Annotated in this window: 19 protein-coding genes; 8 read left to right on the top strand and 11 right to left on the bottom strand. The window is 71.3% G+C overall.

Translation table 11 applies throughout. The features are described 5' to 3' along the window. Positions 1-28 precede the first annotated feature (28 nt). The 5 genes from ABT127_RS27825 to ABT127_RS27805 form a co-directional block, all read right to left on the bottom strand. Positions 29-997: an AurF N-oxygenase family protein gene (locus ABT127_RS27825; protein ID WP_351455539.1), complete on the bottom strand. Its 969-nt coding sequence runs from the start codon at positions 995-997 to the stop codon at positions 29-31. A gap of 107 nt (positions 998-1104) precedes the next feature. After that, positions 1105-2622 carry a flavin-containing monooxygenase gene (locus tag ABT127_RS27820; protein WP_351455536.1) on the bottom strand — a complete coding sequence of 506 codons (1518 nt, stop codon included), beginning with the start codon at positions 2620-2622 and terminating at the stop codon, positions 1105-1107. A gap of 268 nt (positions 2623-2890) precedes the next feature. Continuing rightward, positions 2891-3493, bottom strand: a complete 603-nt coding sequence (locus tag ABT127_RS27815) for a GPP34 family phosphoprotein (protein ID WP_351455534.1) — start codon at positions 3491-3493, stop codon at positions 2891-2893. 102 nt (positions 3494-3595) lie between these two features. Beyond that, on the bottom strand, positions 3596-5476 hold the full coding sequence (locus tag ABT127_RS27810) for a glycoside hydrolase family 5 protein (RefSeq protein ID WP_351455531.1): 1881 nt from the start codon (positions 5474-5476) through the stop codon (positions 3596-3598). A gap of 160 nt (positions 5477-5636) precedes the next feature. Next, positions 5637-6761, bottom strand: coding sequence for an NADH:flavin oxidoreductase (locus ABT127_RS27805; RefSeq protein ID WP_351455528.1), 1125 nt, complete (start codon positions 6759-6761; stop codon positions 5637-5639). 141 nt (positions 6762-6902) lie between these two features. Here ABT127_RS27805 and ABT127_RS27800 point away from each other — a divergent pair, with 141 nt between their 5' ends. After that, positions 6903-7196, top strand: a complete 294-nt coding sequence (locus ABT127_RS27800) for a PepSY domain-containing protein (RefSeq protein ID WP_351455525.1) — start codon at positions 6903-6905, stop codon at positions 7194-7196. 53 nt (positions 7197-7249) lie between these two features. Then, positions 7250-8269: a YdcF family protein gene (locus tag ABT127_RS27795; protein WP_351455522.1), complete on the top strand. Its 1020-nt coding sequence runs from the start codon at positions 7250-7252 to the stop codon at positions 8267-8269. A gap of 22 nt (positions 8270-8291) precedes the next feature. Here ABT127_RS27795 and ABT127_RS27790 read toward each other — a convergent pair whose 3' ends face one another. Next, the gene (locus ABT127_RS27790) at positions 8292-10106 is read right to left on the bottom strand and encodes a flavin-containing monooxygenase (RefSeq protein ID WP_351455519.1); all 1815 of its coding nucleotides are present in this window, start codon (positions 10104-10106) and stop codon (positions 8292-8294) included. 225 nt (positions 10107-10331) lie between these two features. On the opposite strand from ABT127_RS27790, the gene ABT127_RS27785 reads away from it, so the two are divergent. After that, entirely contained in the window at positions 10332-11366 is a 1035-nt protein-coding gene (locus ABT127_RS27785) for an SMP-30/gluconolactonase/LRE family protein (RefSeq protein WP_351455516.1), read from the top strand. A gap of 31 nt (positions 11367-11397) precedes the next feature. Here ABT127_RS27785 and ABT127_RS27780 read toward each other — a convergent pair whose 3' ends face one another. The 3 genes from ABT127_RS27780 to ABT127_RS27770 all read right to left on the bottom strand — a co-directional run bounded on the left by ABT127_RS27780 (position 11398) and on the right by ABT127_RS27770 (position 14497). Further along, positions 11398-11979 carry a TetR/AcrR family transcriptional regulator gene (locus ABT127_RS27780; protein WP_351455513.1) on the bottom strand — a complete coding sequence of 194 codons (582 nt, stop codon included), beginning with the start codon at positions 11977-11979 and terminating at the stop codon, positions 11398-11400. 53 nt (positions 11980-12032) lie between these two features. Then, a complete protein-coding gene (locus ABT127_RS27775; RefSeq protein WP_351455510.1) occupies positions 12033-12860 on the bottom strand; it encodes an aldo/keto reductase in 828 nt (275 codons plus the stop codon). Positions 12861-12982: 122 nt separating this feature from the next. After that, positions 12983-14497 (bottom strand): MFS transporter, encoded by a 1515-nt coding sequence (locus ABT127_RS27770; protein WP_351455707.1) that lies wholly within the window; start codon positions 14495-14497, stop codon positions 12983-12985. Positions 14498-14874: 377 nt separating this feature from the next. Between ABT127_RS27770 and ABT127_RS27765 the strand changes: the two genes are divergently transcribed. Continuing rightward, on the top strand, positions 14875-15960 hold the full coding sequence (locus tag ABT127_RS27765; protein WP_351455507.1) for a glutamate--cysteine ligase 2: 1086 nt from the start codon (positions 14875-14877) through the stop codon (positions 15958-15960). A 19-nt stretch (positions 15961-15979) separates the two neighbouring features. Here the strand turns inward: ABT127_RS27765 and ABT127_RS27760 are convergent, their stop codons facing one another. Further along, positions 15980-16426, bottom strand: coding sequence for an anthrone oxygenase family protein (locus tag ABT127_RS27760; protein ID WP_351455504.1), 447 nt, complete (start codon positions 16424-16426; stop codon positions 15980-15982). A 91-nt stretch (positions 16427-16517) separates the two neighbouring features. Between ABT127_RS27760 and ABT127_RS27755 the strand changes: the two genes are divergently transcribed. Next, on the top strand, positions 16518-17096 hold the full coding sequence (locus tag ABT127_RS27755) for a TetR/AcrR family transcriptional regulator (protein ID WP_351455501.1): 579 nt from the start codon (positions 16518-16520) through the stop codon (positions 17094-17096). Between the two features lie 45 nt (positions 17097-17141). On the opposite strand, the gene ABT127_RS27750 is transcribed toward ABT127_RS27755, so the two are convergent. Continuing rightward, complete coding sequence (locus ABT127_RS27750) at positions 17142-17924, bottom strand: helix-turn-helix transcriptional regulator (RefSeq protein ID WP_351455498.1); 783 nt, start codon at positions 17922-17924, stop codon at positions 17142-17144. A gap of 319 nt (positions 17925-18243) precedes the next feature. On the opposite strand from ABT127_RS27750, the gene ABT127_RS27745 reads away from it, so the two are divergent. The 3 genes from ABT127_RS27745 to metX all read left to right on the top strand — a co-directional run bounded on the left by ABT127_RS27745 (position 18244) and on the right by metX (position 22268). Then, a complete protein-coding gene (locus tag ABT127_RS27745; protein WP_351455495.1) occupies positions 18244-19272 on the top strand; it encodes a zinc-binding dehydrogenase in 1029 nt (342 codons plus the stop codon). 438 nt (positions 19273-19710) lie between these two features. Next, positions 19711-21075: a bifunctional o-acetylhomoserine/o-acetylserine sulfhydrylase gene (locus ABT127_RS27740; RefSeq protein WP_351455492.1), complete on the top strand. Its 1365-nt coding sequence runs from the start codon at positions 19711-19713 to the stop codon at positions 21073-21075. Further along, positions 21072-22268, top strand: coding sequence for a homoserine O-acetyltransferase MetX (gene metX, locus ABT127_RS27735; RefSeq protein ID WP_351455705.1), 1197 nt, complete (start codon positions 21072-21074; stop codon positions 22266-22268). Before ABT127_RS27740 ends, metX begins: the two co-directional genes overlap by 4 nt. Positions 22269-22293 lie beyond the last annotated feature (25 nt).

Genomic DNA, 22293 nt, shown 5'->3' with positions numbered 1-22293 from the left:
GAACGTGCGGTGCGGAGCCGGTGAGAGCTCAGTCGGTGTGCAGCGCGGGCTCGCCGCGGAAGCGGGCCGGGCGGCCGTCGATGCGCAGGGCCTTCCACAGCGGGCGGGACACCTTGTTCATCAGGCCGATGTCCTGCGCGAGCATCCGTACGTCGGAGAAGAGCTCGTGGAGCATCTTCTGTCCGGCCTCGGACTTCCAGAAGACGTCCTTGACGACCCAGGCCGGGATGCCGACCTGCGCGGCGGACTTGCGGTCGGGGATCATGATGACGTCGCACAGGATCCGCATGATCAGCGGGAAGAGGACGGACAGGGCGCCGCGGCGGGCCTTGCCGAAGCGCGGGACGCGCAGGCGCAGGAACTCGTGGGCGAAGGAGATGTGGCGGGCCTCTTCGGCGATGTGGATCTGCATGATCCGCTGCGGCAGGGGGTGGACCGGCTCGCCGCTGCGCAGGGCGCCCTTCTGCAGGTGGTCGATGGGTTCCTCGCCGGCCAGGATGCCGGTGAAGAACGCCTCGGGGTAGAGCGAACCGGCCAGCGGGAGGATGCGGCTGACCTGGCGGAACCAGCGCTTTCCGCCGGTGGTGTCCACACCGGTGCGGTTGACCAGTTCCTGGAACATCTGGGTGTGGTGGGTCTCTTCGGTGATCTCGTGGGTGAGATACCTGAACTCCTGGTCCTGGTTGCCCAGTTGGTAGACGTAGTCCAGTGCCCCACGCATCAGGAGGTTCTCGAACTGCATGCCCACCTTGGCGATGACGGCCCAGCGCCAGATGCCGATGCGGATCCGGGTCTCCAGGGGCTGTTCCTGGTACCAGGGGTGGGCCCCGAGGGCGTCCGCGCTGGTGAGCACCCAGCGCGGGTCGTCGACGTCCACGGCGAACTCGGGATCGTCCCACTTGATGTCGATGAAGGCGTTGAAGTTGACGTTCACGGAGCCCTCGGACAGGGTCCGCAGGCGCTCGTCGTAGAGCTTCCTGGTCAGATTCGCAGTCATCTTCGTCCTCGGTTGTCTGCTCGGCCGCCGGAGGGGGGAGGCGGTGCGCGGGCCGGTGCGATGGAGAGGTGGTGCGGTGGTGCGGGGCCTGGGGTGCGGGCGGACGGTCAGGCGGCGCGGGACGGTTCCCCGGTGTCGGCCGCGGGGACGGTGCCCGGGGTGCCCGCCTTGTCGAAGCGCAGGGGGCTGTCGTCGATGGGGGCGTTCTGGAGCAGGGCGCGGTCGCGGTAGTAGTTGTTCCACAGGCGCCACGGGTCGCGGGTGCCCTGGCGCGGCATGACCTCGTTGGCCCGGGCGATGTAGCCGGAGGTCAGCGCCTCGCCCATGACGGAGAACTCCGAGCGGTCACCGCCGGTGGCCACCGGGGTGGCGATGTCGTGTCCGTGACGCCGCATGTGTGCGAGCAGCCGGGCGGTGTAGGCGGCCGCGAGGTCGGCCTTCAGGGTCCAGGAGGCGTTGGTGTAGCCGATGACGAGGGACATGTTGGGCACGCCCTCGAGCAGGACCGCCTTGTAGAGGACGCGGTTCTTGACGTCCACCGGGCTGCCGTCGACGGTGAGGGCCATGCCGCCCAGGAGGCGGACGCTCAGGCCGGTGGCCGTGACGACGATGTCGGCCTTCAGTTCCTCGCCCGACTTCAGGCGGATGCCGTCGGCGGTGAAGGTGTCGATGTGGTCGGTGGCGATCGACGCCTTGCCGCTCTTGAGCGTCTTGAACAGGTCGCCGCCGGGGACGACGCACAGGCGCTGGTCCCACGGCTTGTAGCGCGGGCTGAAGTGGCGCATGTCGACGTTCTTGCCGGCCCGGGCCCGCACCAGGCCGAGGAGCACCTTGCGGGCGAGGCGGGGGTACTTGCGGCAGAAGGCGTAACTCCCGCGCTGCATCGCGATGTTGCGGGCGCGGACCAGCTTGTACGTCAGCCGGGCGGGGGCGCGCAGCTTCTGGAGGACGGAGGTGAGCGGGTCGACCTCGGGCAGGGCGAGGACGTACGTGGGCGAGCGCTGCAGCATGGTGACGTGCGCGGCGGTGTCGGCCATCGCGGGCAGCAGGGTGATGGCGGTGGCGCCGGAGCCGATGACGACGACGCGCTTGCCGGTGTGGTCGAGGTCCTCGGGCCAGTGCTGGGGGTGGACGAGCGTGCCCCGGAAGTCGGCCTCGCCGGGGAACTGCGGGCGGTAGGGCTGGTCGTAGTCGTAGTAGCCGGTCGCTCCGACGAGGTATCTCGCGCTGTACGACTCGCGCTCGCCGGTGCTCTCGTCCTCGACGTCGACGGTCCAGCGGCCGGTGGCGTGCGAGAAGTCGGCGCTGATCGCCCGGCGGCCGAACCGGATGCGCTCCAGGACACCGCCGTCGGCCGCGGCGTCCTCGACGTACTGCCGGATCTGCGCACCGCCGGCGAGGATGCGCGCGTCGCGCCAGGGGCGGAAGCCGAACCCGAAGGTGGACATGTCGGAGTCGGAACGGATCCCGGGGTACCGGAAGAGGTCCCAGGTGCCGCCGACGCGGGCGCGGCGCTCGAGCACGACGAGCGAGGCGGCGGGATTGTCACGCAGGACGTGACGGGCGGCACTGATGCCTGATATTCCGGCGCCGATGACCAGGACGTCGACGTGCTGCTGCTCCATCGCGGAGGGTCCTCACTCTCGCTCGCGGGGCCCCGGAAGAGGTGGGGGCGGATTGCTCAGACGCGTGGTTCCACTTCTGCGTGTTAACGGCAATTTACCTGCGACACGGTGTTTCAGATACCCTCGGTAACATGACGTAGGTCACACGGCCGGGCGAGCATCAGGGCTGAAGCGGACCGAGCGGGAGGCCGGAGCCCATGCCTCGGAGGCGGACGGCGGCGGCGTCAGTGAGATCGTCGTCCGGCCGGCCGTCCGCGCCCGGTCACACTCAGAAGCCCCGCCAGATGTTGTCGAAGGCGGCGTCCTCGATCTCCTTGCGCTGCCGGACGGCTTCGAGTTCCATCATCGCGTTCCCGACGGCGGCCAGCACCGTGCTGATCGCGTCGTCGGTGACGTCCCGCTCCGCCTCAGGCTTCTCGTCCGCCGCGCCGACGGCTGCCGCCAGGATCGCCAGGACGGGCTCGCCCGACGCCAGGCGTTCCTCCGCGCGGGCACGGGCCGCGGGGTCCAGCTCGACGCGTCGGCCCAGCAGCGGCTTGCGGCGACCGCGACCGCGCGTTCCCGGCCCGGCGCTCTCCAGATCCTCGACATAGGTGGCGGCGAGCCCGCGACCGCGTCGCCACAGCCAGTCCTCGACCCCCTCGAAGGGCTCGTCCCGCACCAGTGCCGCGGCAGCCTCCTCCAGGAGCCGGTCGTCCGTACCGCCCGGCGGACCGGGCACCAGCCGGTCCTCGGCCAGGGAGAGCGCACCGGCGTCGAGCAGGTCGATCACCTCGGCGCCGGCGAGCGCGAGGGACAGGTCGCCCTGCTCCACGGTGCGGCCGGGTGCCGCGTCAAGGGCGACAAGGGCGAGATCCCGTGCAGTGGTCATCGGCACTCCAGATCGTTCGTGAGCCCCCTTCGGGCCGAGTCTCCCACGGCCCCTCCCCCGTCGCTGCGGACCGGACCGAAAACCCGTGGGTACCGGTCCGCATCAGAACTTTCGGCAGTACAGCGCGTCCGGAGTGCCCGCGCGGCCGAGAGCCGTCGAGAAGGCGATGCCGGCCGCGTACTCATCGGCGGCGCACTGTGCCTTGTAGAAGCCGCTCGCGTAGTCGCCGCCCTCCCCGGACGCGGGGCGGGAGTCGCCGCGGTCGTCCCACAAGGTGCGGCCGGTGCCCGCGAGCGGGATGCGTGCCGGTGAGCACAGGGCGGCGGAGACCCGATTGCCGCGGACGCTGTATCCGGTCATGAACTGCCCTGTCGCGCACTGGTACTTGGTGAAGCCGCTCGCCCAGTCCGTCGTGACGTTGGCCTCGGAGGTGACCTTGACGGGCGCCCCGGAGGCTGCGAGGTCCGCGGTGCCGGCGTCGGTGCACAGGCCACCCTGCCCGCGCTGGCTGATGCCGATCAGGCGCTGGTCGTCGGGGCAGGACAGCTTCCGGGCGCCGCTGTCCCAGTCCGCCGCCGCCTTCAGTGAATGGTTGGCGTCGGTGTGCGTGGCCTTCAGCATCGACCACGTACGCACGCGTGGAACCGTTCCCTGCTGTCCGGCCGCGGAGGTGAGCCGGCGCCATGCGGTGCCGCGCCAGTCGTCGGCGTCCAGGACGCTGCGCGCGGCGCCGGTGGTGTCGTAGCGGATCAGGCCCCATTGATTGCCCTGGTCGTTGTCCTGGAAGCCGACGGCGGGCCAGTACGCGAAGTCGAGGTCGTGGTCGACGAGGAAGTCGACGGTGTTGGCGAACCAGGTGCGTTCCTTGGTATCGGCGTCCTTGCCGACGCCGAACTCGCTGATCCACACCGGCGCGGTGAAGTGGCGGTCGGGGGTGTCCGCGACGTAGGAGGCGGTGTCGCTCATGGTCCGGAACAGGTCGTCCCGGCCGAGATCGCGGTAGCGGGCGTCGGTGGTCTCGCCGACGCCGGTCGCGCCGCTGTGCCGGGGGCCGGTGTAGCCGTAGAAGTGGGCGGCGTAGACGAGCTTGTGGGAGCGGACCAGTGTGTTCGACAGGGTGGCGAGGGGCTTGAGGAGCGGGCGGTCGTGCCAGAACCCGTCGACCGGGATACCGGCCCAGTTGATGCCTTCGACCATGATGAGGAGGTCCGGGTTGGCGTCCTTGAGGATCAGGTCGCCGGCCTGCTGGGCGGCGGCGGCCCAGTCGTGGGCGTCGCCGAGTCCCCAGTTGGGGTCGTCCAGGACGTCGCGGCGCACCTCGTTGCGCAGGTCGGCTCCGACGACGCGGGGGTTGGAGCGGTAGCGCTTGGCCATGAAGACCCAGTCGTCCAGCCACTTCTGCGTGCTCTGGCCGCTGTTCCAGCGTTCGTTGCCGTCGACGCCGCAGCACCAGCGCGTCGTCGTGGTGTGGTTGTTGAGGACGACCGCGAGGCCGGCGTCGGTGAGCGCGCGGACCGTCCGGTCGAACACCTCCAGCGGGCGGAGCCCGTTGAGTTCGGGGTTGGCGGTCAGCCCGGTCACCGGCTGGGTGTCGCTGATCATCTCGTTGGAGAAGGGGAGGCGCACACTGTTCAGGCCGAGGTTCTGGAAGTCGGCGACGACGCGGCTCATCGGCACCCGGTCCAGGCCGAGCGGCGCGCGGTGCCCGACTTCTCCCGCGTGGTTGTGGGCCGGGTCGTCGGGAGATCCGGAGCCGTCCCACGTGCCGCTGGAGCCGTGCCAGTTGCCCGACTTGAGCTTGAAGCGTCTGCCGTCGGCGTCGACGATGTAGCGGCCGCGTGTGCTGAGCGGCGCGGTCCAGGACTCCGCGCGGCTCGCTGCCGGCGCGGCGCCCCGCTCCCCGGCAGCTGCGGGCGTCGGCAGGGCGAGTGCGGTCAGCAGCGCGGCGACCGCGCAGTAGATCGCACAGGGAAGAAGGCGCACGACATCACCTGTCTGCCGACGATTCGGGCCTCGACGATAAGACAGGCGAGCATGGTTTTGAAGGTCGCGTCGGCGGGAGAGGTGCGCGGCCCGCCGTCGCGTGCCGCGCACCTCTACCGCCGGACGGCTCATCCCGTCGCGGGGACAGCCGCGTGCGGGGTCAGCTGAGCGTCTTCAGCGCGGCGGCGTCGTACGGCTTCAGCTCGTCGAAGCGGTCGTCGAGCACCTTGGCCGCCCACTCGGGGTCCTGGAGCAGCGCGCGGCCGACCGCGACCATGTCGAACTCCTCGGCCTCCAGGCGGTCCAGGAGGTTGTCGATGTTCTTGACCTGCGAGCCCTCGCCCTGGAAGGCCTTCACGAAGTCGCCGTCCAGGCCGACCGAGCCGACGCTGATGACCTGCTTGCCGGTGAGCTTCTTGGTCCAGCCGGCCAGGTTCAGGTCCGAGTCGTCGAACTCCGGAAGCCAGTAACGGCGGGTGGAGGCGTGGAACACGTCGACACCGGCCGCGGCGAGCGGGGCCAGGATCGCCTCCAGCTCCTGCGGGGTCTCGGCGAGCCGCGCGGTGTAGTCCTGCTGCTTCCACTGCGAGTAGCGGAACAGGATCGGGAAGTCCGGGGAGACCTTCTCGCGGACCGCCGCGACGATCTCCGCCGCGAACTTCGTCCGGGCCACCGGGTCGCCGCCGTAGGCGTCGGTGCGCTGGTTGGTGCCCTCCCACAGGAACTGGTCGAGCAGGTAGCCGTGGGCGCCGTGCAGCTCCACGCCGTCGAAGCCGATGCGCTCGGCGTCCGCGGCGGCCTCGGCGAACGCGGTGACGACGTCGTCCAGGTCCTGCTGCGTCATGGCCCTGCCCGTGGCCTCGGCGCCCGCGGTGACCAGGCCGGAGGGGCCGACGGCGGGAGCCTCCGGATAGGGGGCCTCGCCCTGCTGGCGGACCATGCCGATGTGCCAGAGCTGCGGAACGATGGTGCCGCCCGCCGCGTGCACGTCCTCGGCGACCTTCGCCCAGCCGGCCAGCTGCTCCGTACCGTGGAAGCGGGGCACGCGGTCGCTCTGCCCGGCCGAGTCGTGGCCGACGTACGTCCCCTCGGTGACGATCAGGCCGACTCCGGCGGCGGCACGCCGCGCGTAGTAGGAGCGCACGTCCTCGCCGGGAATGCCGCCCGGGGAGAACATGCGCGTCATCGGGGCCATCACGATCCGGTTCGGAACGGTGAGGCCGCCCAGCGCGATCGGGCGGGACAGCAGGCGAGCCGCGCGGGAGGCGGGCGTCGTGGCGGTCACAGGGACTCCTCAAGAAATGCAGGGTTAACCGGTTGGTATGTGAGCGTGCATTGTTACAGCCTCTGAAGTAACTGTTCCTAGGGGGCTCCCATTCCCGGAGCGCGGTTCGACTCACCGGGGACCCGCTCGTAGCGTGGGGGCATGATCGGTATGACGCAGATCGAAAGCGACGAGGCCCGTCGGATCGTGGAGTCGGATCTGGTGCTCCCGGCCGGTGAACTCCTCGACATCGCCGAGGCGCGGCACCCCGGCGGCAGGGGTGCGCTGGGGCTCGAGTTCGGCCGCTACGAGGGAAGCGCGAGCCGCTACCTGTTCTCGACCGAGGTGGAGGACGAGGAGGGTACGACCTGGCATCTGCTGCTGGACGCGCACTCCGGCGAGATCGTTCAGGACACGGAGGTGCCCGAAGAGGAAACCCTGCCGCCGTCCACGTGACGCGGTGCAGGAGGGGTGTCAGCCGTCCTCGGGCGCGTCGTTAGCATGAGCCCATGGTGTCCTTCGTTCCGTCGCTCGTCTGCCTCTTTCTGTTCTGTGTGGGCGTGGTACGGGACCGCCGCCGCTTCAGCAACGCCATCCTTCTGGGGCTCTCCGTCGCCTTCGCCGGAATAGCGCTGTTCCTGAAACTCGCCACGGAGAAGGAGCAGTTGGGCCGCGATCTGGCGATCGCGCTCCTGACCCTCGCGGCGCTGGGCGTCATCACGCTCGCGTGGTTCCTGATCGCCAACGGGATCACCATGGTCCGCAAGGAGGGCCGGAACCCGGCGAACCTGCTCTCGCTCGGAGCGGGTCTCGCGCTGGTCGCCCTGCTCGCCCTGCTGGTCACCGCGGTGATCCTGCACACGCACACGCTTCTGGTGGTCGCGGCGACGGCCACGGCGCTGTGCGGATACGTCGCCTTCCTGTTCCTGTGCTTCCTCGTCTACGGAGGGCTGTACGCGCGTCTGCGCATCCGGCGCCGGGCGGACTTCGTGGTGGTCCTCGGTTCGGGTCTGAGCGGCGGCACCAAGGTGCCGCCGCTCCTGGCCAGTCGTCTCGATCGGGCCCGCAAGGAGCACGCGAGGCTCTCCCGCAGAGGGAGGCGACCGGTGCTGATCACCTCCGGAGGACAGGGACCCGACGAGAAGCTGCCGGAGTCCCACGCGATGGCCGACCATCTGACGGCCGAGGGCTTCCCCGCCGACCTGATCACCCGCGAGGACCGGTCGACGACGACGGACGAGAACCTGGCGTTCAGCAAGATCCTGATGGAGAAGGCGAATCCGGACTACCGCTGCGTGATCGTCACGAACAACTACCACGTCTTCCGCGCGGCGGTCACCGCGCGCCGCACCGGTGTCCGGGGCCATGTCATCGGCTCCCCCACGGCCTCGTACTTCTGGCCGAGTGCCATGCTCCGCGAGTTCGTGGCCCTCCTCGTCTCCTACCGCCGTACCAATGCGGCGCTCTTTCTGCTCGTGCTGTTGAGCGGACTGTTCATCTGGTGGCTGGGCTGGCCGCCCAGCCCCTGACGCGACCTCTTCGAACGAACCGTCAGCCCGCGTCCGTCTCCTTGCTTCGCAGCACGTCGCCGATGTCCTGCTCCCGCCAGCGGCGCAACATGTCGTGGAAGGCGACGGCCCCGTACGGGTAGGCGGTCGGGCCGTTCGGGCGGCCCCGGCCTTCCCGGTTGTAGTAGCCGGGGGTGCACTCGGCGTGGAACCACTCGTGGTCGGGCGCGTCCTGGGCGCAGACGGCGAGCCAGGCGTCCACGGCCTCGGGCGTGGGATCCAGGACGGCGTTCTTCTGCTCCGCCGCGGCGATCAACGCGGCTGCGTGGGCGGCCTGTTCGTCCAGGATGTGGGTGAAGTTGACGCTGCTGGCGTTCTGCAGGGGGCCCATCATGAACAGGTTCGGGAAGCCGTGGCTGGTGAAGCCGTGCAGGGTCCGCGGTCCTCGCCGGGCGAGGGCGTCCAGGAAGCGGATGCCGCCGCTGCCGGTCACGGGCAGCTTGCCCGAGGTGATGCCGGAGACGCCCACGGAGAACCCGGTGGCGAACACCAGGCAGTCGACCTCGTACTCCACGCCGCCCACGACCACGCCGTTCGCGGTCATGCGCTCGATGCCGTGGGTGTCCGCGGTGTCGACGAGGGTGACGTTGTCCCGGTTGAAGGCGGGCAGGTACTTGTCGGAGAACGTGGGCCGCTTGCACGCGTACCGGTACCAGGGCTGGAGGGCCGCGGCGGTGTCCGGGTCGGTGACCTCGGCGGCCACGCGCGCGCGGATCCGGTTCATCGTGGCGTGGTCCGTGGCCTCGTAGGCCGCCTCGAAGTCCGGTGCGCCGTCGCGGCGGAAGCTGGGCAGGAGTTTTTCGAGCAGGTCGGCCGACTCCGTCCAGCCGTCGGTCACGAGGTCCTGCTCGGCGTCCTCGCCGGACACGATCCGCAGGAAGTTCTCGCGCCGCTCGGCCGCCCAGCCCGGACGGTCGGCGCCGACCTCTCGTGGCGTCATGCGGCGCTGGCCGCGTACGTCCACGGCGGACGGGGTGCGCTGGAAGACGTACAGGTGTCCGGCGTCCGCGGCCAGCAGCGGGATGGCCTGCACGCCGGTGGCACCCGTGCCGACGACGCCGACGCGCTTGCCCGCGAGGCCGGTCATGCCGCCGTCGGGGCCGCCGCCGGTGTAGCCGTAGTCCCAGCGCGAGGTGTGGAAGGTGTGGCCCTCGTAGTCCTCGATGCCGGGGATGCCGGGCAGTTTGGGCTCGGAGAGGGTGCCGGTGGCGGTGACGACATAGGTGGCGCAGAAGCTGTCGCCGCGGTCGGTGCCGACCACCCACCGGTGGGCCCGCTCGTCCCAGGTGAGGGAGGTGACGGTGGTGGAGAACAGGGCGTCGTCGTACAGGTCTGCCTGCTCGGCGATCCGCATCGCGTGCCGCCGGATCTCCTCGCCCGGCGCGTACTTCCACTCCGGTACGTAGCCGGTCTCGTCGAGCATCGGCAGATAGACGTGCGACTCGACGTCGCAGTGGACGCCGGGGTAGCGGTTCCAGTACCAGGTGCCGCCGAAGTCGCCGCCCTGCTCGATGACGCGCACCTTCGCCAGGCCCTCGCGGCGCAGCCGGGCACCGGCCAGGATCCCGCCGAACCCGCCGCCGACGACCGCGACGTCCACCACGTCACGCAGCGGCTCCCGCGGGGCCGGCTCCCCCGCGTACGGGTCCGCGGCGAAGTACCCGAACTCGGCGGTGGTGGGCCGGTACTGGCGCGTTCCCTCGGGGCGGACCCGACGCTCCCGTTCGATGCGGTAGCGCTCGCGCAGCTCTGCCGTCTCCTGCGGAACGGGGGGCGTGTCGCTCTGGGGCAGGGTCATGCGGCGGATTCCTCTCGTGGGGGGACAGGCAGCCAACTCCGCACGGTGCGCGCCCTGGTTGGGCCTTCCGCACGGGCACCGGTACGGTAACCCAACAACCGGACACGGCTGTCCGGTAGGGGTGGGGTTCGCGCCACGTACGCCCGCCCCGACGACCACGTGAGGGTCACGTCCCGAACGGCCACGTCCGGTCATCCGGACTGCAGGAAGGAGCACGATCCCCCCATGACCACGTTCCGTGCATCCCGCGGCGCCCTGGCGGGCCTCGCCGCCGTCGCTCTGCTGGCTCTGACCGGCTGCGGCACCGAGACCGCCGCAGGCCCGTCCTCCGAGCCGTCGGCGTCCGGCGAGGGCCGCACCATCAGAGCCACCCAGGTGTCACACGTCACCGACGTGCACGAGGCCACCGGCATGACGCTCCTCGAAGGTCCGGTCCTCACCGGGAACGGCGAGCTGTACGTCACGGACGTCACCGCGCCGCCCGGCGAACCCAAGCTCATCTCCGTGGACGTCGGAACGGGCCGGCACAGGAGCGTGTACACCGACCGGACCGGCGCGTACACCTCCGCGCAGATCAGCCCGTACGACGACCGCGTGTATCTGACCGAGTACCGGTCGGGGGCCGTCGTCAGCCTCGACCGGGACGGCTCGGACCGGCGAACGTTCTTCCCCGGAAAGGTCGACGGCTCGTCGATGAACCCCGACGACATCGCCTTCGACGACGAGGGCAATCTGTACGTCAGCGATCTGCACGGCATGGAGACGGGCAGGGCCGACGGCCGTATCGTCCGCATCGACCGCGACGGCGAGAAGGCCACCGTGCTGGCCGAGGGACTCGCCCATCCCAACGGGGTCATGTTCGACCCCGAGCAGCGCGGGCTGTGGATCAGCGAGCTCGCGCGGAACACCGTCTCGTATCTGCTGCTCGACGCCGACAGGACGTCCGTGACGTCCCGGCACGAGGCGATCCACGTCGACGGCGGCGTGGCCCAGACGGACTCCATCGCCGTGGACGCCGACGGCAACCTCTATCAGGCGCTGCACGGCCGGCCCGCCATCGCCGTCTTCAGCAGGTACGGGCAGCGTCTGGGCACGGTCGAGGTGCCGGCAGCGGCGGCGAAGGGGCTGCTGTCGGCGACCAATGTCGCGATCACCCCGGGCGGCAGGACCGCCTACATGACGGTCAGCGGCCCCGCGGGCGGATACGTGTACACCTTCTCGGCGGCGGCGAAGGGCATCCGCCTGTCGAACGGCGGCTGACCGGCCTGTCACACGTGTGACCGGTGACCGGTCACACGTCGGCGTCCGTCTCCACGGGGCGCAGCGGTCCCACGTCGATGCCGAGCAGCCGCCAGGCAGCCAGTGCCTGCCGCTCACGCCGGTCGAGGGGGCCCGCGACGGCCCCCGAGACCATCGCCACCGCGAGCATGAGGTCGTCGACCGCCAGTTCGTGGCCGCCGGCCGGGCATCCGGCGAGGACGGCGCGAACCCGCTCGGACAGCTCCCTGCCCTCCTTGTCGTCGTCGCCGCGCAGCCGCAGCAGGTCGACGAACGCGGTCGACCGGGTCACGTGCCAGGTGACCACGCCGAGCACGCTCGTCAACGTCGCGCCCGGCTCGGCGGCGGCCCGCTCGATCTGCCGGACGTTCTCCCCGAGGACGGCCGAGGCGAGCGCCGTCCGGTCGGCGAAGTGGCGGTAGAGACTGCCCTGGCCGACCCCCGCCCGGCGGGCCACGGCGGACAGCGGGGCGTTGAGCCCCTGCTCGGCGAAGACCTCGCGGGCGGCGGCGATGAGGGCGGCCCTGTTGCGGGCCGCGACCCGGCGCCCCTGGTTCGCGGGGCGGGGCGGCGCGGGGTCGGCGGGGTTCGTCACCTCGGCAGCGTAATACGGACCTCATCGGCCCCGGCTGGTGTCCGCCCTCCTGGTCAGCCCGTGAAGCGGTCGGGGTCGGGGCCGGTGCGCTCGTCGCGGTTGAGCGCCGAGATCTCTCCCATGTCGCCCTCGTCGAGCTCGAAGCCGAAGAGGTCGAAGTTCTCCTCGATGCGCTTCTGGGTCGACGACTTCGGGAAGACGATGTCCCCGCGCTGGAGGTGCCACCTCAGGGTGACCTGCGCGGGAGTCCTGCCCACGCGGTCCGCGATGCGGCCGATGGTCGGATCGTCGAGCACCTTGCCCTTCGCGATGGGCGACCACGCCTCCGTCGCGATGTCGTGCTCGGCGCCGAAGGCCCTGACGTCGTCCTGGGTGAGGTACGGGTGCACCTCGATCTGGTTGACCGCGGGAACCACGTCGGAGCTCTCCAGGAGGCGGCGCAGATGGTGGGGCTGGAAGTTGGACACCCCGATGGCCCTGGCCCGTCCGCTCCGGTAGATCTCCTCGAGGGCCTTCCAGGTCTGCGTGAAGTCGCCCTTGTCCGGCACCGGCCAGTGGATGAGGAACAGGTCGAGGTGGTCCAGACCCAGCTTCTCCATCGTCCCGTCGAAGGCGCGCAGGGCGTCGTCGTGGGCGTGTGCGTCGTTGTTGAGCTTGCTGGTCACGAAGACGTCGGCCCGGTCGAGTCCGGAGTCCCGGACGGCCTGTCCGACCTCCTTCTCGTTGCCGTACATCTGCGCCGTGTCGATGTGCCGGTAACCGGCCTCCAGCGCGGCGAGCGTCGTCTCCCGGGTCTCCTCCGGCGCGATCTGGAAGGTGCCGAAGCCCAGCTGCGGGATCTGAACGGCGTTGTTGAGGGTGATGGTGGGAACGGAGGTCACGCGAATCGCTCCTGTCTCTGGGGCTTCCGGGTCTGGGCTGTTCTGTTGTTCGGTCTGCCCCGCATGTCCACGCGGTACATCGGGACTTTGGTCCTCTTTCGCGGGTGGCTGTGCGGGGCGGGTCAGCTCTGCCAGTGGTGGACCGGGGCATTGGCCACCTCGTCCGGACAGTTTTCGCGCCGGTGCCGCGTCCGCCGGTCCCGCAGCCAGTCGGACGTGGCGAGTGCCAGCGAGACCAGCATCGCGACGAGTGCGGCGATCAGCGATACGAAGAGGGCACTTCGGTAGTCGTCGCTGCGGCCCAGCACCAGGTAGAACAGGCCCGGCAGGGCCGCGGTCCCCACCGCCGCGCCGAGCCGCTGCCCGGTCTGCAGCGCGCCTCCCGCGGCGCCCGCCATGCGGACCGGCACGTCCCGCAGCGTCATGGTGATGTTGGGAGAGACGACGAAACCTCCGCCGATGCCGCCGACGAAGAGCGCCGGGGCGGCGATCCAGGGCGCCGAGTCCACGGGCGCGTACCGGAGCAGCAGCGCCGTGCCGCCCAGCCCGGCGATGACGCCCGTGAGGCCCCACACGGTCAGTCGGCGCCCGAACCGGTCCACCAGGCGTCCGGCGATGACCGCCGCGCTCGCGGAGCCCACCGCGAACGGGGTGACGGCGAGGCCCGACCGCAGCGGGGAGAAGCCGAGGCCGTGCTGGTAGTAGAGCGCGAAGACCAGCCAGACACCGCTGAACCCGATGAAGTACAGCGTGCCCACGCCGGCGCCGATCGCGTAGCCGCGCACGGTGGTGAACAGGCGCGGATCGAGCAGCGGCTGCCCCTGCCGGGCGACGAGCCGGCGCTGCCACCAGGCGAAGGCGGCGAGGATCGCGGCGCCGACGGGGAACAGCCACCACAGCTGCCCGATGCCGCCGGAATCTGCCTGGACCAGGGGATACATGACAGCGAGGACTCCCGCGCCGAGGAGCAGGACGCCGGGGACGTCCACGGAGCCCTTGCCGGTCCGGCGGACCCGCGGCAGCAGGCGGCGTCCGAGCAGGACGGCGACGACGCCGATGGGCACATTCACGTAGAAGATCCATCGCCAGCCCTGCGGTCCGGAGGCGAGGGCGAGGATGGTGCCCCCGGTGATGGGGCCGACGGCGGAGGAGATGCCCACGACCGCCCCGAAGAGGCCGAACGCGCGGCCACGCTCGGCGCCCCGGAACATTTGCTGGATGAGCGCCGAGTTCTGCGGGGCCATGCAGCCTGCGGCCAGTCCCTGGGCGAGCCGGGCGACGACCAGCAACGTGATGTCGGGCGCCGCTCCGCAGGCCGCGCTGCACAGGACGAACGCCCCCAGCGCCAGCAGGAAGATGCGCCGTCTGTCCAGGGCGTCCCCGAGGCGTCCCGCGGTGACCAGGGCGAGGGCGAAGGTGAGGGCGTACCCGGAGACCACCCACTGCACCTGCGCGGCCGAGGCGTGCAGGTCCCGCTGCACGGTCGGCAGGGCCACGGCGACGATCGTGACGTCGAGCAGGCTCATGAAGCCCGCCACGAGGGTGACCCAGAGCGCCTTCCATCGTCGCGGGTCCGGTACGTACGCGTCGGGTCCGGCGCCGGGGTTCCGGCCGGGGCCCGGCTCCGCCCCTGGCATCACCATCAGGCTCCGTCCTTCGGCGTACGCGTGCTCTGTTCCCCACTGCGCGCAGACATCATGCTCCATAGTCGAACAAAGGTCGCAAAGCGGCGCACCCGCAGCCACGCCCTCTCGTGGGCGGGACCCCGGACACGTCCGGCTCCGCACGGGCGAGCGAACGAGTGCCCCGGGATCGGGAGACGAAGCCGTCCCGCCCTCGCGACGGCCGACGCGTCGGACACGACGACACGGGGGTGCCGGACGCGTCGGAAAGGGCACTCGGGTCCGGGGAATGCGAGCATGCCCCGGACCGACCGGTCACGGCGCGTCCGGCCTCGTCGGAGCCGGCCGCGGAGACCGGTTCCACGTCGCACGGACCCGGAGGGACAGGACGTATGCGCAGTGTCGGTGTGGAAGAGGAGCTGCTGCTCGTGGACCGCGACAGCGGCGAGCCGCGGGCCATGTCGAGCGCGGTCATGGCCGTCGCCGCCCGGGAGGACGACGCCGACTTCGAGGCGGAGCTGCATCGCGAGCAGCTGGAGTTCGCCACCCGCCCGCACCGTTCGATGACGAACCTGGCGGAGGAGATCGTCAGGTGGCGCACGACGGCCGCCGATCACGCGGAGAAGCTGGGCGGCGCCGCGGTGGCGCTCGCCACGTCTCCCCTGCCGGTGAGCCCCACCATCGGCTCCGGCACGCGCCATCAGTGGCTGGCGCGCGAGTTCGGCCTGACCACGCAGGAGCAGCTGACCTGCGGGTGTCACGTCCATGTGGCCGTCGAGTCGGACGAGGAGGGCGTCGCCGTGCTGAACCGTCTGCGCCCGTGGATGTCCGTGCTCGTCGCGCTGAGCGCCAACTCCCCGTTCTGGCAGGGCGAGGACTCCGGTTACAGCAGCTATCGCAGCCGCGTCTGGGGGCGCTGGCCGACCGCTGGACCCGTGGAGCTCTTCGCCGACGCCGCCGCCTACCATCGCGAGGTCCGGGGCATGGTCGCCACCGGCGTCCTACGGGACCGCGGGATGGTCTACTTCGACGCGCGCCTCTCCGCCGCCCATCCGACCGTGGAGGTGCGCGTCGCCGACGTGTGTCTGGAGCCGTTCACGACCGTCCTGCTGGCCATGCTGGTCCGGGGGCTGGTCGAGACGGCCGCACGTGAGTGGCGGGCCGGTGAGCCCGCCGCCCCGCACCCGGTGTCCCTCCTGCGCCTCGCGGCCTGGCGCGCGGGCCGGTCGGGGCTCGCCGGCGAGCTCGTGTGCCCGCGGCTGATGCGTCCCGTACCGGCCCGGGACGCGGCGGAGTCCCTGCTGGAGCATGTGCGGCCCGCCCTGGAGGACGTCGGCGACTTCGAGCGGGCCCGCGCCCTGCTGTCCCGGCTGCTGCGCGACGGAAGCGGCACCCGCGTGCAGCGGGAGGTCTTCCGCACCGGAGGCCTGCGCGACGTGGTGGCGGAGTGCGTGCGCCGCACCCACAGCGGCATCTGACCCAGGTCCGCCCGCAGGCTCAGACGAGGGCCGCGGCCAGCAGGGCGAAGGCGCCGATGATGATGGCGACGCGGACGTAGTGGTAGCGGTCCCAGCGCTTCATCTGCTCCTTCCAGTCGGCGGGCCGGGTCTCGGGGGTCCACGTCTTGCCCCGGTTGTTGATCGGGACGAGCAGCAGGAGCGACATCACCACGCTGACGATCAGCAGTGCGGCGGCGGTGACGACGAGGCCGGTGCCGCGGTGGCCCCATCCCGTTATGGCCCAGACGGCGGCGAGGACGAGCGAGCCGATGTACCAGAACGGCATGACGGCGCCGAGCATCCGGCCGCCGTGGGAACGGGCCTGCTGATTGCTGTCGTCCGAAAGGCCGTTGAAGATCGGGTTCATGACGAAGGCGACGGAGAACTCCACCCCCACCATCACGCCGACGACCACGGTGGTGAACACCTCAAGTGCGTTGAGCATGATGACCCCTCCTGGGATCTAGCATTGCTAGCTGATGAGGCAACGCTAGCGCTACTGCCGCTCGATTGTCTAGCAGTGCTAGCATCGGGTCATGTCGGTACAGGAACGCAAGGAGCGCGAACGGGCGGGTCGCGAGCGTCTCATCGTGGCCACGGCCCGCGAACTCGCCGAGCAGCAGGGCTGGGACGCGGTCACCACCCGCCGGCTCGCCGAGCGCATCGAGTACAGCCAGCCCGTCCTCTACAGCCACTTCCGGGGCAAGCGGGAGATCATCGGCGCCGTCGCCCTCGAGGGCGCCACCGAGCTCGCCGCGGCGCTGCGGACGGCGACCGCCGCTGCGGTCGACTCCCGCACCAGGGTCACCGCCCTCGCCCGCGCCTATCTCGACTTCGCCGCCCGCAACCCGGCGGTCTACGACGCCGTCTTCCAGCTCGACGGCGGCCTGGCGTTCGCGGACGAGGCCACCCCGGCACCGCTGAAGGACGCTTTCGCCGCCCTTCTGGAGACACTCGAAGAGGTCGCCGGAGACGGCGTCCACCCGGGGCTGTTCACCGAGACGTTCTGGGCGGCGCTGCACGGACTGGCCACCCTGAGCCGGGCGGGACGGCTGCCGCCGGCCGACACCGAGCGGCGGGTGGAGCTGCTGGTGGACCGGCTCGCCATCCACTGACGAACGCGGCCCGGCAGGCTCCCGGGCCTCGTCCGCGCAGCCCTCTCAGGTGGTTTCGGTCATGGCCGCGGACGGTTCGGCGGGCCGGGGCGCGGTCATGTCGAGCAGCACCAGTGCGTCGTGCTCGGGGCTGCCGGGTTCGGCGGTGTAGACGCCGATGCGCCGGCCGGGAGTGCCTTCGATGTGCAATGACTGCGAGGTGAGAGTGACCGTGCCGATCCGGGGATGCCGGAAGGTCTTCTGTGCGGGCTTGCGGCCGGTGACCTCGTAGCGCTCCCAGAGGCCCGCGAAGTCGGGGCTCTTCAGCAGCAGTTCACCGACCAGAGCGGTGAGGTCGGGCGCGTCGGGGGCGGTGCCGGCGACGGCGCGCAGCCGCGCGACACAGCCGGTGACCTGGCGGTCCCAGTCCGGGAACAGATCGCGCGCGGCCGGGTGGAGAAAGAGGTAGCGCGCGAGGTTGCGGTGCTTGGCCGGCCAGTCCTCCAGGCCCGCGTACAGGGCGAGCCCGCCGGGGTTCCAGGCCAGCACGTCCATGCTGCGGCTGATCACATAGGCGTGCTGGTGCTCCTGGTCGTCCATGTGCAGGGCACGGGCGAGGGAGTCGAGGACGGCGGGGCTGGGCCGGGTCTCCTTGCCGCGTTCCAGACGCACGTAGTAGTCGATGCTGATGCCGGCCAGCGTGGCCAGCTCCTCGCGGCGCAGACCGGGGGTGCGGCGGACTCCGGTGCCGACGGTGAGGCCGACACGCGCGGGGCTCGTCTGGGTGCGGCGAGCGCGCAAGTAGCGGCCCAGCTCCGCGCCTTCGCTGTGCGTGCTTGCAGGTGCCATGTCTCCAGTCTCACCCCTCGCGCATCCGCAGGGCGGCCGGAGGGGGGCCCTGCCATTACCCCTGAAGAGCGCGGCCTGCCGCGGCGGGGCGATCCGGACGACGGTGGACGGGGAAGGCGCCCGCCCCTTCGGTGGGGCCCGCCCCTTCGGTGCGGCCCGCCTCCGAACGGCGCGGCCTGCCGGACCGGGCGAGACTGAGAACCCGGGCACCACCTTCCGAGCTGACCGTCCACACCCCGTACGACCCCGTTCAGTACGACCTCTGAGCATCGATCTTCAGTTCGAGCGTTCGGTACGACCTTGTTGGGAGCCCACCCTGATGCGTGCAGCAGTGATGTACGGAGCCGGCGACGTCCGCGTCGAGGACCGGCCCGACCCGAAGATCGTGAAGCCTTCCGACGCCGTGGTGCGCGTCGTCGCCGCCTGCGTGTGCGGCAGTGATCTGTGGCCCTACGGGGCGATGCCCGCCACCGACACCGGCCGTCCCATGGGCCACGAGTTCCTCGGCGTCGTCGAGGAGACCGGCGCGGACGTGCGCGGTCTGACGGCGGGCGACCTGGTCGTCGCGCCGTTCACGTACAGCGACAACACCTGTGACTACTGCGCCAGGGGGCTGCACATCTCCTGCCGCGACGGCGGCCGGTACGGCTTCGACGGCGTGGACGGCGGGCAGGGCGAAGCCGTTCGCGTCCCGCACGCGGACGGCACCCTGGTGAAGCTGCCGGTGGCCGCCGACTCCGCGCTGCTGCCTTCGCTGCTCGCCCTGTCGGACGTGATGACCACCGGCCACCACGGCGCGGTCACCGCGGGCGTCGGCCGCGGTGACGCGGTGCTGGTCGTCGGCGACGGTGCGGTCGGTCTGTGCGCCGTGATCGCCGCGCGGCGGCTCGGTGCCGAGCGGATCGTGCTCGCCGGGCGGCATGAGACCCGGACGGAGCTGGGCCGCCACTTCGGGGCCACCGACGTGGTCGCCGCGCGCGGGGAGGAGGGCGTCGCCCGGATCCGGGAGCTGACCGGCGGCGTGGACAAGGTGATCGAGGCCGTCGGCACCCGTCAGGCCCTCGACACCGCCCTCGGCGCGGTCCTGGACGGCGGCACCGTCAGCCGTCTCGGTGTGCCGCAGTACGAGCAGGGTCCGATCGGCCCGGCCGGGTTCATGCGCAACATCACCCTGACCGGCGGCGCCAGCCCGGCCCGCGCCTACATCGAACAACTGCTGCCCGATGTCCTGGACGGCACCATCGCCCCCGGCCGCGTCTTCGACCGGGAGTACCCGCTCGCCCAAGTGCCCGACGCCTACCGGGCCATGGCCGACCGTCAGGTGCTCAAGGCGCTGGTCCGCCCCTGACGTCGGCCGCTAACCCGTTCCGCTGCCGCCCGCTCCGGCGGCGGCAGCGGCACGGGAAGAAAGCGAGGGCGACGAACTTGGCGGTGTCCTGGCGCCGCGCGCGTTCGTTGTGGTTACCTGACGTCATGACCGTGCTCGTGACCCGTCGCCATGTCGACTACGCGCGTGTCACCACCACCGGCTGTCACGCCGCGAGCTGACGACGCGCTCCGGCCTCGGATCCGCCTTCTGACCAGCAGAAGACCGGTTTCCGACAGTTCCGCGCTCCGTCCCTGACCGGGATCCGCCCGGCCCCCTCATCGCCGTACGGCACGCAGCTCTGCCCGCTCGCCGGGTGGTGCTCCTTCCGCGCGCCGCACCACGGTCGTTCCGGGTCCCGGCGTTCCCGTAGCCGCTTCCGCTTTCCACCCTGCCGACCTGCTTCCAGGGAGCATCGACATGAGCCAGCCCATCGACTCCGTCACCGCCGGACACACCCCCGAGGAGACGCCCGCCGGGCCCGACACCTCGGCCTGGTCCTTCGAGACCCAGCAGATCCACGCCGGGGCGGTGCCCGACCCGGCGACCGGCGCCCGTGCGACCCCGATCTACCAGACGACCTCGTTCGTGTTCCGCGACACCCAGCACGCGGCCGACCTGTTCTCGCTGGCCGAACCCGGCAACATCTACACCCGCATCCACAACCCCACGCAGGACGTCTTCGAGCAGCGGATCGCCGCGCTGGAGGGCGGGGTCGCCGCCGTCGCGCTGGCCTCCGGGCAGGCCGCGGAGACGCTGGCGCTGCTCACCGTCGCCGGTGCGGGAGACCACATCGTCTCCAGTACGTCGCTGTACGGCGGCACGTACAACCTCTTCCGGCACACGCTCCCGAGGCTGGGCATCGAGGTGTCTTTCGTGGACAACCCCGACGACGCGGAGGCGTGGCGGGCGGCGATCCGGCCCCGCACCAAGGCCCTGTTCGCGGAGACGCTGGGCAACCCCCGCGGCAACGTGCTCGACGTGCGGGCGGTGGCGGACGTCGCCCACGAGGCCGGTGTGCCGCTGATCGTCGACAACACCGTTCCCACGCCCTACCTGTTGCGCCCCATCGAGCACGGAGCGGACATCGTCGTGCACTCGGCGACCAAGTTCCTGGGCGGACACGGCACGGCGATCGCGGGTGTCGTCGTCGACGGCGGCACCTTCGACTTCGGCGCGCAGGCCGAGCGGTTCCCCGACTTCACCGAACCCGACCCGAGTTACCACGGCCTCCAGTACTGGCCGGCCCTCGGCCCCGGGGCCTTCGCCGTCAAGCTCCGGGTCCAACTGCTGCGCGACCTCGGCCCGGCGCTGTCCCCGCACTCCGCGTTCCTGCTTCTGCAGGGCGTGGAGACGCTGAGCCTGCGCATCGAGCGGCACACGGAGAACGCCCTCGCGCTCGCCCAGTGGCTGGAGCAGCGCGACGAGGTCTCCGCCGTGCACTACCCGGGACTCGAGTCCAGCAGGTGGTACGAGGCAGGGCAGAAGTATCTGCCGCGCGGATCGGGTGCCGTCGTCTCCTTCGAACTGAGGGACGGCGTGGAGGCGGGCAGGAGGTTCGTGGACGCGGTCGAACTCTTCAGCCACCTCGCCAACATCGGCGACGTCCGCAGCCTCATCATCCACCCGGCCTCCACCACCCACAGCCAGCTCGACGAGGAGCAGCTGGCGGCCACCGGCACCGCTCCCGGTCTGGTGCGCCTGTCGGTCGGCATCGAGAACATCGCCGACCTGAAGGCGGACCTCGACGCGGGGTTCCGCGCCGCGAAGGGCGCGTCCTCCTGAGCACCGCGCCGACCTCCCCACGGGTTCCCCTCCCCCGGGCCACCGGTGCCTGGCTGGAGGGGGACCCGGCCGGGCACCGCCAGTGGTACGACCACCCGGCGCCGCTCCCGTTGGAGGCGGGCGGTGAACTGGCGGGCGCGCGGATCGCGTTCGAGACGTGGGGGCGGCTCGCTCCGGACGCGTCCAACGCCGTTCTGGTGCTGCACGCCCTCACGGGCGACAGTCATGTCGCGGGTCCGGCCGGGGCGGGACATCCCACGCCCGGCTGGTGGGACGGTCTGGTCGGACCGGGGCTCGCCCTGGACACCGACCGCTGGTACGTCGTGGCCCCGAACGTCCTCGGCGGCTGCCAGGGCAGCACCGGCCCGGCGTCCTTGTCCCCGAGCGGGCGCCGTTGGGGCGGCGCCTTCCCGTTCCTGACCCAGCGTGACCAGGTGGCGGCGGAGGCACACGTGGCCGACGCGCTCGGCATCGACCGCTGGGCGCTGGTGGTCGGTGGTTCGATGGGCGGAATGCGGGCGCTCGAATGGGCGGTGTCGCGTCCGGAGCGCACCGGCGCTCTGCTTCTGCTCGCCACGACGGCTGCCGCGAGCGCCGAGCAGATCGCCTGGGCCTCGATCCAGCTGCACGCCATCCGTTCCGACCCGCACTGGCAGGGCGGCGACTACCTCGGGACGGGCCGCGGCCCCGCCACCGGTCTGGCACAGGCCCGGCGGCTGGCCCACGTCACGTATCGCAGCGAGCCGGAGCTCCACGTCCGGTTCGGCCGCCTTCCCCAGGGTGCGGAGGACCCGTGGGCCGGTGGCCGGTACCAGGTCGAGTCGTACCTCGACCACCATGCCGCCAAGTTGGTGCGCCGCTTCGACGCAGGCAGCTACGTCGTGCTGTCCGAGGCGATGAACAGCCATGACATCGGCCGCGGCCGTGGCGGCGTGCGGCGCGCACTGCGCCGGGTGACCGCCCCGACGCTTGTGGCCGCCGTCGGTTCCGACCGTCTCTACCCACCGTCCCAGCAGGCGGAGTTGGCCGCCGGCATCCCCACCGCCGACGCCGTCCGGCTGATCGACTCCCCTTACGGCCACGACGGGTTTCTCATCGAAGGGGAACAGGTCGCCTCGCTCGTGGGTGAACTGCTCCCGTACCCGCACGGCAACCGTCAAGGCCCCCGGCACGGGAGCACGGCGTCGACCTAGCCCTCCCAGGCGGCGACCGTGCTGC

This window comes from Streptomyces sp. NPDC001904, from assembly GCF_040297005.1.
Taxonomy (GTDB): Bacteria; Actinomycetota; Actinomycetes; order Streptomycetales; family Streptomycetaceae; genus Streptomyces.
The sequence above is the reverse complement of the archived record's forward strand: the minus strand, read 5'-3'. Positions and strand labels throughout refer to the sequence as shown.